The sequence below is a fragment of the Qipengyuania sp. JB2-7 genome (assembly GCF_055693485.1).
Genome location: NZ_CM146335.1, coordinates 856,876 through 870,113 on the forward strand (window position 1 = coordinate 856,876; position 13,238 = coordinate 870,113).

The following is a 13,238-nucleotide window of genomic DNA, read 5'->3' on the forward strand; positions in this document are numbered from 1 at the left end:
GCTCTGCCGCCGTTACTGCGCGGCAGGTTTCCAAGGTTCAAAGGAAGGCGTGGGCAGTGTTGCTGTCCGCGCCTTTTCATATGCTGCGCCCACTTTCAGCACCTCATGATCAGCCCATTTCGCGCCGAAGAAACTAATGCCAACGGGCAGTTGCTCAACATCGCCCATCGGAACGGTTAGATGCGGGTAGCCTGCGATCGCCGCAGGTGAGCCAAAGCCGATGGACCCGTTAAAGCTATCACCATTGACCAGATCGGTCGTCCAGGCTGGCCCGCGTGTTGGCGCGACGAGGAATTGGACGTCGTGTTTGGCAAGGAGCATATCGAGCGTCTCCTCGCCCGCAATCCGAACGGCATTGGCGCGCGCTTTCTCATATGCCTCACGGTCAGTAGTCGCTTCGGCCTGCTTGAAAATACCCTGACCGAACCACCGCATTTCGGTGGCGGCATTGGCTTCGTTGAATGCGATCAGGTCGGCGAGACTTCGCGGCGCGACGTCAGTGTCGGTTTCGCCCGGCCCTCCACCAAATCCCGGAATTGAGTCGAGATACTGGCCCATGCCTTCGCGTAACTCGAACAAGAGCACCGTGAAGCTGTCGCCAAACATCTGCGTGTTGATGTCATGCTCGACGTCGACGAGCACTGCGCCCGCGCGTTCCATATCAGCCAGCGCGGTTTCAAACACCTCGCGCAGATCATCGCGATTGCCGATCTGGTTACGCATGACGCCAATGCGCACGCCCTGCAGCGAGGCGTCGGCCAAACCGGCGGCATAACTTTGCGGGTGATTGGGGACTGTGAGGGTCACGGCATCGCTGGGATCTTCACCGGCCAGCGCGGTCAACAGCAACCCCGCATCGTGTACCGTGCGCGTCATTGGCCCCGCCGTATCCTGCGTATTTGATATCGGGATCACGTGGGTGCGACTGATCACGCCGACGCTCGGCTTAAACCCGACAATACCATTGATGCTGGCTGGGCAGCTGATCGAGCCATTGGTTTCCGTACCGATTGCTGCCCATGCAAAGCCTGCTGCGATGGCGGCACCGCTGCCTGATGACGAGCCACAGGTGTTCCGATCCATCGCATGGGGGTTGCGGGTCAGATCACCCACTGCGCTCCACCCGCTGGTGGAACGGTTGTCACGGATATTGGCCCACTCGCTGAGATTGGCCTTGCCGAGCACCACGCCGCCCGCACGGCGCAGGTTTGCAATCATGGGTGCATCGCGCCCGGTCATGTTCTTCTTCAGGGCGAGGCTACCCCCCGTCGTTGGCAATTCGCGCGTATCGATGTTGTCTTTGACCAGTACGGTGCGGCCACCCAGCAACCCGCGTGAAGCAACTGCATCGCGTACGTCCTGCTGCCAATTTGCATTTAGCGCGATGACCGCATTTAGCCCGTTTGGGCCGTTATCGTATTTGTCGATCCTGCGGACTTGCTCAATCGCCTCGAATTCCGCTTCAGATTGCGCCCGCGATGACTGCTCGACGGTTACCGAACTTGCTTGGGACGGGATCGAGATTGCTGGCGGCACCTCAGGTGATTGGTCCTGAGCGGCAGCTATGGTGCTCGCGCTTGCGAGTGCGATGGTGAGGACGGCTTTGTTCATGGCGGGCACCTTGCCAGCCACACAGGACAAATCAAGCGAACTAAAAATTCCCGCTTACATCCAGCCTGAAGATCGGCCCGATTTTACGGTTGCGTGTTTCGATAAACTCAACCGGCGCAGTGTTGCGCGGGCCATCGAAAACAGTTCGGTCAAGCAGCGCTCTGCCGCCCAAAAGGTTGCCAACAAGCGCGCGTACGGTAAGGCCAGCCACATTCTTGTGCTCGACGAAGATGTTCGCAAATGTCGGACCGATTTGGCCAAGGCTTACCTCTTCCAGGCGGAATGCAGGTCGATCGCGATTGTAGCGGATCCCCCCGCCATAGGCGATTGCGCTGCCAGGTATGTCATGTCGATAATCGACTTCAAGCTCGCGGTCGCGGCCATTGGAAAAGTCGCGCAGTTCGCCCGTGAGAGGATCGCGGATCTCGCCTTCCTCATATTCCAGGCGAATATCCAATTGCGCCCCGTTTATGCCGACAGGAGCAAGCAGCAATGTGGTTTCCCATTCCATTTCGGTGCGCCGCGCAGTGGGAATATTGCCGCGCGCCTCGCCGCCGCCCGCCAGCGGGATCAGATCAATCGCATCCTCAATCCAGCGCTGTTCAAAAATGAATGTCGTTGAACCCCAGGCGCCCAAGGTTTTGTTGATCTCAAGCTGAGCCTCCCACGTTTGCGATGGGACAAGCTCGTTATTACCCGCATTTGCATTCTCATCATCCAGGAATACGCGCGCAAGAAAGTCGCCGAAAGACAACTGACCGACGCTGCGTTCACCGGTCAGGGCAACATCAAAGCCCTTGCCATTGGACCATGCAAGCGAGACTGACCCTTTGGGCCGCGCAAAGCTGCGATTGTTGGCGGCGCTGCCTGTTTGTTTGAGTTTCGAAAATTCGTAGGCACCTGTCGCTTGCAGGCTAAGCCGATTGGTGAGTGCTCTGCTGAAGCTGAGCGAGGTCTCATAGCGATCTTCGCGAACTCCGCCGGTGCCTTCGGGGAAATCAAGTTCTGCGAAGTCTTCATCATCGTCCAGCTCGAAGAGCCCTGATACACGATCCAGCCGGTTGAAAGCTGCCTCTCCCGCTATTTGCCAGTCTGCGCCAATGAGAGGGAAATTGTATTCAACCCGCACAATGCGTTCGCCAGATTTGTCGAGCTGCGTAAACCGGCTGCCGGTGGGACCAAGTGCCGGGTCTTCGAAAGTCGAGATTACCTGCTGACTGAAGTCCTCCTCTTCAAATGTCTCAACGCCGATAAGCTTGAACTGACCTGCGCCAATCGGAACAGTGATGTCCCCGCTGATCTCGTACTCAATTCCATCCTCGGTACCGTACGAATAGCGCGCAGGTTTGGGTCGATTTGCGGTCCGGAAAGCTGTTCGTCTTCGCGCCTGTCGAGGTAAGTTCGTCCGTAGGAAAGGTTGAGCGTGGCCGTAATGTCATTGCCAAAGTCGTAGCCAAGATTAGCTGAAATCGCGGGATCATCAAAACCTCCGGTGAAAACAGTCTCTTCGGCTTGAATTAGATTGCCCGCGCCATCTGTGATGACTGTGGGACCTTCGGAGCCGAAACGATCATTTTCATTGGAGAGAGCGACCGTGAAGGTCAGGTCGCCGGTAGTTCCAGCAACAGAAATTTCGCCACCATACCATTCCGGATCGACTTCATTGGTGCGCAGCCGTGCCTTCCAGTTAAATGTTCCGGAAATGCCGGCAAGATCGACAATGACGTTTGCGACTTGGCCGGTGAGCCCCGGCAGATCGAGACTTGTGCCATCAATGATTTCGATGCGGACAACGTCGCCTGCGGGAATACGCTCTAGCTGTGCGCGGACGTTATCTGATTTGCTGGATAGCCTTTCCCCATTGACCAATACGTTCTCATTGGCTTGCCCGAGACCCCGGCCACCGCCACCACCGCCTCCTCCCGAAATGGAAAAGCCGGGGATGCGATCAACCATGTCGAGCGCATTGCGCGGCGTAAACTGATCAAAGAATTCCGGCTGGAAGATCCTGCCACGTGTTGGCTGGCCCGTCGCTTCAGTGGAGTTGTCGGTTGACTCAGTGGTGTTGGAGCGTGTGGGCGCAGGTCGCTCCACTGACTGGCCAAGCGCTGGCGCAGTGCAGGCACAGCCAAGAAAAATGCTTCCTGCAACGATAAGCGATCGACGATGCACGATGTAGCCCAGCCTCCCAGCGAGGCAATTTCCTTAACTGCGCCCAGCTATGATCGTAATCCATATCGACGGGCGGGGTTCCCACACCGACAAATGAGTTTGCCGGGGTAGTAGTCTCGCCACTGAGCCGAGTTAACCGCAAATTAGTCACTTTTGGTTAGCTTGCTCTTAACTATCGGGCGAATTGCGCTGGATACGGGGGAACAAACGGACAATGTTTGGCGAAACTGAAAAAATTCATCACCGGGTCACCGGCTTTTGGACCAGGTGGTCCAAACAAGGCACGATCACAGCGCAGATGGGCCGGGTGTTCAACCTGTTCCTGATCATCATTGCGGTCTTCGGCCTTGTGACCACCTTCGCTTTTGCCCGCGTGGAGCAAAGGGCAAATGGCCTCTCCGACTTGACGAATGTCGCCTTCCTCACCTCAAATATGAGTAGTGCGGTGACTTTGGCCAAGGATGAGATGGGCGCATATCGCGCTCGCAACTTTGATGCCGAACGGATTGCAAACTCGATCGCTCAGGCGCAGCGCGCGTCCGAAATGAACAAGCAATTGCGCGTCGCCGCAGGCGGCGTTGATACCGCTTATCTGCCTATCGTTGATGGACTCGATGCGCAGCTAAAAGGCATCGAACAGCGCCTCAAGGAAGTACGTGACGCGCCTCGCAACGTTGTCGAGCAAGAATCCTTCTTGGGGCCACGCTATGACTACATTGACACAACGATGGACGACATCGTGGCGCTGCGCGAAGATGCAGCCCAACGGACTTCTGACTTTGCAATCGAAGGCCGGGGTGAGTTGCAAGCGCTGATCGCTGTCTTGATCGCGCTGCTGGTATCTGCGCTTGGCTTGGCCATGTTTGGCCGTCGCCTCGTAGCAAAGCGTGTGCTGAGCCCGATATCAGAGATCAGTGATGTCAGTGAGCGAATTGTCGCGGGCGAGACTGAGCTGCATATTCCGGGCGTTCATCGGGAAGACGAAATCGGCAAAATGGCCAGCGCGCTGGCGGTCCTGCGCGAACGTCAGGCTGAGGCAGCCGACGCGATCCAGCATGAGCTGGAACAAGAACGCACCTTGCAAGAAGAGCGCAGCCGTCAAGTCGACGTATTACAGCGGTTGGCGGCCACTTTTGAGCAGACCGTTGTTGATGTCGCCAGCGAAGTTGCAGCAGCGTCTGATCAAATGCACTCGGCAGCCGGGGATCTGGCGAAGAGTGCCAAAGATACCTCGCAGCGAGCAACCAAGGCATCTGCGGATTTGCGCGAAACGTCGACCACCGTCACCGGCGCGGCCTCGGCCAGCGATGAATTTGCCATGTCGATCCGTGAGATCAGTCAGCAGGCAGCATCGTCTGCGGAACGGGCTCGTACTGCAAGCGATGCAGCCAGTCGGGCCGACAGCACCATTGGCACCATGACCAGTTCGGTACGAACGGATTAGCTCCGTTGTCGAGATGATCTCGCAGATTGCACAGCGTACTAATCTTCTCGCGCTCAATGCGTCTATCGAGGCGGCGCGAGGCGGCGAAGCCGGGCGTGGGTTTGCGGTTGTTGCGTCGGAAGTGAAGGAACTGGCCGCGCAAACAGGCAAAGCAACTGAAGAAGTCGAAAGCCTCATTACAGAGATGCAGGATGCGACGGGCACGAGTGCAGCGGCTTTGCGGACCATAACCGACGAAGTGGTCGAACTTGAGCAGACCGCCGTGGCCATTGCGTCCGCCGTGGACCAGCAATCAATTGCTGGAGAGGGACTGGCGGAAAGTATCGGTACGGGTCGCTACGGGCACCGAAGCTGTGACGGCAAATGTCGAGGAGGTCAGCGACCTATCTGTTTCGGTTGGCGGAACGGTACGGCCAAGTCCTGGAATCATCAACCTTGCTGAAATCACAGTCAGAGCGTTTGCGCGAGCAGGTTAGCGAGTTTCTGACTGACGTTCGCGCAGCCTAATCGGCTGGGCTGGGTGAAACGCTGACCGCCGTTTTGGCAGCGGTAAGAGGACTTTTCCCACCCTTGCGATCCTTAAGGCTCTTGAATTGCGCGGCGCAGTCGCGAAATAGTGGGTCAACTTATACAGACCTCAAGAGGATTTTTGCATGATCGATCTGTTCGGTGGCGAAGGCCACGCAACCCAGGGCCAATTCACTCGCGACCCCGTAACGGGGGCTTTGGTTCCTGTGGTCGTTGAACAGACCAGCCGCGGAGAGCGCAGTTTTGATATTTTCAGCCGTCTGCTGCGCGAGCGGATCGTCTTTGTTTCCGGACAGGTCGAAGACGGCATGGCGTCAATCATTACGGCGCAATTGCTGTTCCTTGAGAGCGAAAATCCATCAAAGCCTATCTCGATGTACATCAATTCGCCCGGCGGCGTGGTGACGGCCGGCATGGCGATCCACGACACCATGCAATACATCAAACCACGCGTTTCGACGCTGTGCATGGGCCAAGCGGCCAGCATGGGCAGTTTCCTTCTCGCAGCCGGTGAACCTGGTATGCGCGTTGCGCTGCCCAATGCGCGCATCATGGTGCACCAGCCATCGGGCGGCGCGCGCGGTATGGCCTCAGATATCGAAATTCAGGCTAAAGAGATTTTGCGCATCAAAAAGCGCATGAATGATCTCTACGTCAAATATACTGGTAAGAGCCTCAAAGATATCGAAAAGGCGATGGATCGCGACACCTTCCTCGAGGCGGATGAAGCGTTGAAATTCGGACTTGTGGATAAGGTGTTCGAGACGCGGCCTGAAAATGACGAAGGCGACGGTGAAGAGGGATCGGGCGGCGCGCCAGAGTAAATTGGGCTATGAGCTCATAATTTACTTTTGCCAGTCCATTTGTCTTTTTGGTGGTCATCTGCCGATTTGACGTAGTATTTTGGTAAGCTTGCCGCTTCAGCTTGTGGCAAGGCGGTTGCGCTAGCGACCATTTTGACGGAAACCCCGTTATACGCCTGCCCACGAGTCGGCTGGGTGTGCGTAGGACAGGCCGCATAAGGGCATCCGGGGGTGAGCAGTAGGAAATGACTAAATTGAGTGGAACCGATAGCAAATCGACCCTGTATTGCAGCTTTTGCGGCAAGTCTCAGCATGAGGTGCGCAAGCTGATCGCGGGGCCAACGGTATTCATCTGTGATGAATGCGTTGAGCTGTGCAATGACATCATTCGTGAAGAGACAAAGGCTGGTGGTGTTGGCCGTAAAGAGGGCGAGGTTCCAACCCCTTCAGAGATTTTTGCCACGCTGAACGACTACGTCATTGGCCAGAACTCGGCCAAACGTAACCTGTCGGTGGCGGTTCACAACCACTACAAGCGCCTCAAACACTCCGGTAAAGCTGGCGAAGTTGAACTGGCAAAATCGAACATCTTGCTGGTCGGTCCTACCGGCACCGGTAAGACGTTGCTCGCACAGACTCTGGCGCGCACATTTGATGTGCCGTTCACCATGGCTGACGCGACGACACTGACCGAAGCGGGCTATGTCGGCGAAGACGTTGAGAACATCATACTTAAGTTGCTTCAAGCCTCTGACTACAATGTCGAGAAGGCGCAGCATGGCATCGTCTATATTGACGAGATCGACAAGATTACCCGCAAGGCGGAAAATCCCTCGATCACCCGTGATGTGTCGGGTGAAGGTGTTCAGCAGGCTCTGCTTAAGCTGATGGAAGGCACCACTGCCAGTGTCCCGCCGCAGGGTGGCCGCAAGCATCCACAGCAGGAATTCCTGCAGGTCGACACGACGAACATCCTGTTCATTTGTGGCGGCGCGTTTGCTGGCCTCGACAAGATCATTTCTGATCGACTGCAGAAAAGCTCGATCGGTTTTGGCGCGCATGTTGCCGATCCGGAAAAACGCAAGGTTGGTGAGCTGCTTGAAAAGAGCGAGCCGGAAGATCTGCTGAAATTCGGCCTGATCCCGGAGTTCGTGGGCCGTCTGCCTGTCATTGCGACACTGCATGATCTTGACGTTGATGCGCTTATTACGATCCTGACCGAGCCGAAGAACGCGCTGGTCAAGCAGTATGGGAAACTGTTTGAGCTTGAAGATGTTGAGCTGACCTTCAAGGAAGACGCGCTCAAGGTCATTGCCGAGAAAGCCATCGCTCGCAAAACTGGCGCGCGCGGCCTTCGCTCAATCCTGGAGGGCATTTTGCTCGATACGATGTTCGACCTGCCCGACATGGAAGGCGTGACAGAGATTGTGATCGACAAGGATGTCGCCGAGGGGCGCAAAGACCCGATTCAAGTGGTCGAGAGCAAGAAGCGCAGCAAGAAAGAAGAGGCTGCGTAAGCTATGGTAAGTGTCGGCGCATATCTGGTCGCCGGCGCAACCACAGTCCTTCTTATTGCTATCGCGCTGTGGACTGACCGGCGCTATCGACGTTTTGATAGACTTCCTGCCCACTTCAATTTCAGTGGTGAGCCAACATATCTTTGGCCGCGTCGTGTGGTGGCCTGGTTGTTACCCGCGTCCTTTATCTTAGTGCTGCTTGGGATTGTGGGATCATTCGCATTTGCCCCACCAGAGCAACTAACTGGCGATCCGACGTCAGCGGTCGTCTGGGCGAGCATCGCCTTGTTGGCGTCACAGGGGTTAGTGTCATGGTTGATCGAGCGTTGGGCTAAAGCTCAAAACGCGCGCTGAGGAGCGGGGAATCGACCATTTAGATCGCCAGTTGCTGGGCCTGCTGAAACAGGATGCACGACTGCCCATTGCCAGCCTCGCAGCGGCGGTTGGCGTGTCGCGGGCGACGGTGCGCAGTCGAATAGAAAAATTGCATCACGAAGGGGTGATTGCACGCTTCACCGTGGAGCTTGGCCCCAGCGCGCGCAATGCCGCAATCAGAGCCATCGTTCATATTGAGGTGCACGGAACCAACACCGATGATGTGACCAGGGCGTCTTATCGGTCTAGACGACATTCACGCGGTTCATTCGACCAACGGCCAGTGGGATTTGGTCGCCCAGCTGGAATCGGCTGATTTACAACGCTTTGATGAGACACTGCGGTTGATTCGGTTGATCGACGGCATCACAAAAACTGAAAGCAGTCTGCTTCTGTCGTCATATTACGGCAACTGACTGCGGCGACTGCAACTTGCCACATGACTGTGGCACATACACAACAAACTTCCCGATATGATAAGGAATGCCGCGCAAAGTGGTCGATTTGGCTTATCCAAATGGCAAATTTCCGGGTTTACCGATTTGCTGCACTGCGTCATACAGCATGTAACAGATACAAAACCATATGAGGGCATATCTATGATTACTCGTCGGACCACATCCCGCGCAATTTTACTGCTTGCCGCTAGTTCGCTGCCACTTGCAGCGCAAGCTCAAGATCAGGGAGTGGATCAGGCTCCAGCCGGTGCAGAGACCGATGAAGATCAGGTCATTGTTGTTACCGGCTCGCGTATCGCGCGTGATCCAAACATTGGCTCGCCTGCGCCGATTACGTCGATCAATGCCGAGGCGCTGACTGAGACTGGTGGTTCAGACGTGGTTGATGTCCTGCGGGATATTCCAGCGCTTTCGACATCCACAACGTCGGCTGGTTCAATCGACGGTGCTTTCACGGCAGCCGACAACGTGTCGGTGGGTCAGTCAGTCCTCAATCTGCGTGGTCTTGGCGGCAATCGGACTTTGGTATTAGTCAATGGCCGCCGTCACGTGTCAGGTGTTGCCGGGGCGCAATCGGTTGATATCAACTCGATCCCAACGGCGTTAATTCAGAGTGTTGAGACGATCACTGGCGGTGCCTCGGCTGTTTATGGCGCGGACGCGGTGACCGGTGTGGTCAACTTTCAGCTGAAAGACGATTTTGAAGGTCTCGCGGCCAATGTGCAGACCGGTATCTCTAGCGAGGGCGATGCATGGCGTATCAATGGGGACCTGACATGGGGCCTCAATTTCGCTGATGGTCGCGGCAACATCACCATTTCGGGCGAGTATGCGCGCAATGACGAAATTCAGTTCGGCGATCGCAGCTTCAGCCGCAATAACGGCATCTTTGATGACCAAGGCAACCCGGCGCTGCGGTTTCAAACTGGCGAACTCAGCGCAACCGATACGCCCAATTTCTTCGCAAGTAGTATAATCGGCGACTTGATTCCGACTGAGGGTTTTGCGTTCACTCCGACAGCCGCAGAGCAAGCCTTGATTGATCGCGCATCGGGTGCGACCAGCCGTTTGATAGCGACCAATTCGCGCTTTTCTTTGTCGTCGGCTGGCGGCGTGATTGCTCCGGGTGATATTGGCCTGAGCGACGGACCAGACATCAATGGCAATGGCACGGCTGACTGTCTTGAATCGGCTGTTGGGTTTAATAGCACGTTCAACCCCGGGGCATTTGGTGCCGCCGGTGGATGTGCGGTGATCAACGCTGACGGCTCGCTCTCTGTGTACGAGGATGGCCTGATTACGGGCCTGTTCAACCAGTTCGGCGGGAATGGCATTCCCAACAATTTTGACAGCAACTCACTGATCCCGGAAACAGAGCGTTGGTCCATAAATGTACTTGGCACGTACGAGTTTTCCGCAGCAGCGGAGCTGTTTTTCGAAGGCAAGTATGTTTCGAGCAATGCGGAGTTTCAGGCGCAGCCCAATACTTTTTACGACCTTTTGACAATTCATGCGGACAACCCATTCATCACCGCCGATCAGCAGCAATTTGTCGGATCATTGTTCCTGCCAGTCTCAGGCTTTGCAGCTCCTAACTTCGACCCGATTTTTGATGCTGGTATTCAAACTGAGGGTTTCTACATAACCCGCGACCCTGCCGATCTGGGGCCGAACCGCGATCGCAATGAGTTTGAAACATGGCGTTTCGTTGGCGGTTTGCGGGGCGAGATGACCGATCACTTGCGCTATGAGTTGTCGCTCAATTACGGTAAGTTTGAACAGACAACGTTCGACAACAACCGCGTCATCACTGACCGGTTCTTCGCGGCGATTGATGTGACCACTGACGCGGCGGGGAACCCGATCTGTCGGTCCGATATTGATCCCACCGCGCCAGCAACAACGCCGTTTGGTATCCCAACCGGGGCACCGGGCTTCTATTCCTTCAACCCCGGTGATGGCACGTGCCGTCCGGCCAACATTTTGGGCGGCGTCGGCGGTATCAGCCAAGACGCAATCGACTTTATCACAACGACAGTCGTCAATCAGTTCGAGCTTGAACAGTTCGTCATTAACGGTCTTTTGATCGGCGACACAGGTGCCTTTTTCGAGCTACCCGGCGGGCCGGTCGATTTTGTGCTGGGGACTGAATTCCGTAAGGAAACCAGCACGTCAACTTTCGATCCGCTGGCGCTTGGCATCCTACCGGTAACCACCCCGGAAGGTGCTGCAGGCGAGCAGATAAGAAACATTACCGCAGACCCCGTGTCTGGCGCATTTAGCGGTCAGAACAGTCTTGTGTTTGACCCCGACACAATCCTTAATAACTCGTCGGACAATTTCGACGTTTTCGAATTCTTCGGTGAAGTACGCTTGCCGATTCTGGCGGACCAGCCTTTCGCCCAATTGCTCGAAGTCAACGCTGCTGCACGGTATGCTGACTATTCGACAGTCGGCAATGCTTTCACATGGAACGTGAACGGGCTTTGGGCACCGGTCGAAGATATCTTGTTCCGCGCGACATATTCCAAAGCCGTTCGCGCGCCCAATATCAATGAGTTGTTCAATCCCGGCACGGGCGCGTTTTTCCGTCCAGTTGACCCGTGTGATGCATCGGAGTTAGGTAACGCTCCGGATGAAGCGCTCCGGACAGCGAACTGCATCGCATTTTTTCAGACAGTTGGCATCAATCCGACGGACGCAGCTGATCCGAATGATCCCGCTGCAAACTACGTCTATGTCGACCCATTGACCGCCCGTTTTTCTGGCGTGCAGGTGGGTAATCCGGACCTGACCGAAGAAACTGCGACGACATGGTCAGTTGGCGCGCAGATCACTCCGACCTTCTTGCCTGGGCTGGTCGTGAGCGTGGATTACTATAACATCGAGATTGAGAACGCGATTAACTTCTTCCCAGCGCAGGACATCGTAGACAACTGTGTCGATAGCTCGTCGATTGATAACCAGTTCTGTTCGCTAATAACTCGTCGGCCTGACAATGGCGGTTTCGCCGGGCTTCGTCAGCAGACACTCAACTTTGCACGCCTTGAAACCGCTGGCGTAGAAGCCTCGGCACAATATCGCTTCGGCCTTGGTGAACATAACTTCACACTCGCAGCGGCGGGGACATGGGTCGATAAACTCGATCAGTTCATTGATCCAAATGACCTGACATTGGTCGACCCTGAGTTGGGCGAACTTCAGCGTCCGGAGTGGGCAGGTAACGCCTCGCTGACATGGGACTGGGATCGTCTGAGCCTGACGTGGTCAACCACATATATTGGTGAGCAGGCTCTGCGCGCGGTCGAAGTCGAGAACATCGGAACCGTTTTCAGCGAGGAAAACGGCACGGTGGGCGACACGTTTATTCATGACATCTCGTTCAACTTTGACCTGAGCGATCGCTACGGGATTTATGGCGGTGTGAACAACATCTTCAACGAAAACCCGTTCGTGACCGAGCAAGCCTATCCGGTAAGCCCAGTCGGCACCTTATTCTTCCTTGGTGCCAGAGCAAATTTCTAACGGAACTTCTAACCCCAAAACGCCACATCGAAGGCACAGAAAAGCCCCGCTCGACCAATGGTCGGGCGGGGCTTTGATGACTCAGCGCACTGGCAATGGGGGATGGAGGAACCGGCGCTGAGCCATCCGAGGAAAGGTGTTCGGTTATGCGGGGAGGAAAACCCCGTCAGTCACGTGAATAACGCCGTTCGATGTCTGCACATCAGCCTGGGTGACGGCGGTTGAGCGACCTGCGGCATCAGTGACGATAATCTTGTCACCAGACAGACGTGCCTCAAGAGTGCCCCCAGCGAGGGTCTTGATACGCGCGGTACCGTTGCCTTTCTCGATATAGTCCAGCAGCATCGTGCTGGTGATGTTTCCGCCAACGACGTGGTAGGTGAGAATGCCAGCCAGCGTTTCTTTGTTTTCTGGTCTCACGAGCGTTGCGACAGTACCCTCTGGCAGTTTCGCAAATGCCGTATCGGTCGGCGCGAAAACGGTGAACGCACCCGGCTGTGACAGCGTGCCGCCAAGATCAGCAGCGGTGACGGCTGCGACCAGCGTGTTATGCACACCGGTGCTTTGTGCGGTCTCAACAATGTTTGGTTGAGACTGTGCTGCGGTGCGCTTGTGAGCCTCAGCAGGAACTGACGCAACAGTGGCAAAACCGGCCATGGAAACTGTTGCGGCGAGAGCTGCGATCTTGAGTGAGTTTGAAAATGGCATTGTAATCTCCTTTGTCACGCAAAGGCCCCGTCCTTACCTTGCACAATAAACTACGATGCTGGGTTCGCAGCGGATGCACCGCCAGCATATTTTTCTG

At 55.8% G+C, this 13,238-nt stretch carries 11 protein-coding genes; 7 read left to right on the forward strand and 4 right to left on the reverse strand.

From position 1 onward, the window contains the following. Nucleotides 1-12: 12 nt before the first annotated feature. From ACZ1GM_RS04160 to ACZ1GM_RS04170, 3 genes are all read right to left on the reverse strand, one after another. A complete protein-coding gene (locus tag ACZ1GM_RS04160) occupies nt 13-1,611 on the reverse strand; it encodes an amidase (protein WP_472677891.1) in 1,599 nt (532 codons plus the stop codon). 40 nt (nt 1,612-1,651) lie between these two features. Next, nucleotides 1,652-2,740 (reverse strand): hypothetical protein, encoded by a 1,089-nt coding sequence (locus tag ACZ1GM_RS04165; RefSeq protein ID WP_472677892.1) that lies wholly within the window; start codon nt 2,738-2,740, stop codon nt 1,652-1,654. Nucleotides 2,741-2,817: 77 nt separating this feature from the next. After that, the gene (locus ACZ1GM_RS04170) at nt 2,818-3,783 is read right to left on the reverse strand and encodes a TonB-dependent receptor plug domain-containing protein (RefSeq protein ID WP_472677893.1); all 966 of its coding nucleotides are present in this window, start codon (nt 3,781-3,783) and stop codon (nt 2,818-2,820) included. Between the two features lie 214 nt (nt 3,784-3,997). On the opposite strand from ACZ1GM_RS04170, the gene ACZ1GM_RS04175 reads away from it, so the two are divergent. The 7 genes from ACZ1GM_RS04175 (at nt 3,998) to ACZ1GM_RS04205 (ending at nt 12,433) form a co-directional block, all read left to right on the forward strand. Continuing rightward, nucleotides 3,998-5,227, forward strand: coding sequence for a HAMP domain-containing protein (locus ACZ1GM_RS04175; RefSeq protein ID WP_472677894.1), 1,230 nt, complete (start codon nt 3,998-4,000; stop codon nt 5,225-5,227). 13 nt (nt 5,228-5,240) lie between these two features. Further along, entirely contained in the window at nt 5,241-5,669 is a 429-nt protein-coding gene (locus ACZ1GM_RS04180; protein WP_472677895.1) for a methyl-accepting chemotaxis protein, read from the forward strand. 211 nt (nt 5,670-5,880) lie between these two features. After that, nucleotides 5,881-6,579, forward strand: a complete 699-nt coding sequence (locus ACZ1GM_RS04185; protein WP_472677896.1) for an ATP-dependent Clp protease proteolytic subunit — start codon at nt 5,881-5,883, stop codon at nt 6,577-6,579. Nucleotides 6,580-6,803: 224 nt separating this feature from the next. After that, the gene (gene clpX, locus ACZ1GM_RS04190; protein WP_472677897.1) at nt 6,804-8,075 is read left to right on the forward strand and encodes an ATP-dependent Clp protease ATP-binding subunit ClpX; all 1,272 of its coding nucleotides are present in this window, start codon (nt 6,804-6,806) and stop codon (nt 8,073-8,075) included. A gap of 385 nt (nt 8,076-8,460) precedes the next feature. Next, on the forward strand, nt 8,461-8,766 hold the full coding sequence (locus ACZ1GM_RS04195) for an Lrp/AsnC family transcriptional regulator (RefSeq protein WP_472677898.1): 306 nt from the start codon (nt 8,461-8,463) through the stop codon (nt 8,764-8,766). Beyond that, nucleotides 8,741-8,866, forward strand: coding sequence for a hypothetical protein (locus ACZ1GM_RS04200; protein ID WP_472677899.1), 126 nt, complete (start codon nt 8,741-8,743; stop codon nt 8,864-8,866). Before ACZ1GM_RS04195 ends, ACZ1GM_RS04200 begins: the two co-directional genes overlap by 26 nt. Nucleotides 8,867-9,136: 270 nt before the next feature. Beyond that, a complete protein-coding gene (locus ACZ1GM_RS04205) occupies nt 9,137-12,433 on the forward strand; it encodes a TonB-dependent receptor domain-containing protein (RefSeq protein ID WP_472677900.1) in 3,297 nt (1,098 codons plus the stop codon). Between the two features lie 144 nt (nt 12,434-12,577). On the opposite strand, the gene ACZ1GM_RS04210 is transcribed toward ACZ1GM_RS04205, so the two are convergent. Continuing rightward, on the reverse strand, nt 12,578-13,141 hold the full coding sequence (locus ACZ1GM_RS04210) for a fasciclin domain-containing protein (protein ID WP_472677901.1): 564 nt from the start codon (nt 13,139-13,141) through the stop codon (nt 12,578-12,580). Nucleotides 13,142-13,238 lie beyond the last annotated feature (97 nt).

Excerpts from the sequence above, each read along its gene's own strand:
- ACZ1GM_RS04160 (WP_472677891.1), bottom strand. The coding sequence starts at position 1,611 with ATGAACAAAGCCGTCCTCACCATCGCACTCGCAAGCGCGAGCACCATA.
- ACZ1GM_RS04175 (WP_472677894.1), top strand. The coding sequence starts at position 3,998 with ATGTTTGGCGAAACTGAAAAAATTCATCACCGGGTCACCGGCTTTTGG.
- ACZ1GM_RS04180 (WP_472677895.1), top strand. The coding sequence starts at position 5,241 with ATGATCTCGCAGATTGCACAGCGTACTAATCTTCTCGCGCTCAATGCG.
- ACZ1GM_RS04185 (WP_472677896.1), top strand. The coding sequence starts at position 5,881 with ATGATCGATCTGTTCGGTGGCGAAGGCCACGCAACCCAGGGCCAATTC.
- clpX (WP_472677897.1), top strand. The coding sequence starts at position 6,804 with ATGACTAAATTGAGTGGAACCGATAGCAAATCGACCCTGTATTGCAGC.
- ACZ1GM_RS04210 (WP_472677901.1), bottom strand. The coding sequence starts at position 13,141 with ATGCCATTTTCAAACTCACTCAAGATCGCAGCTCTCGCCGCAACAGTT.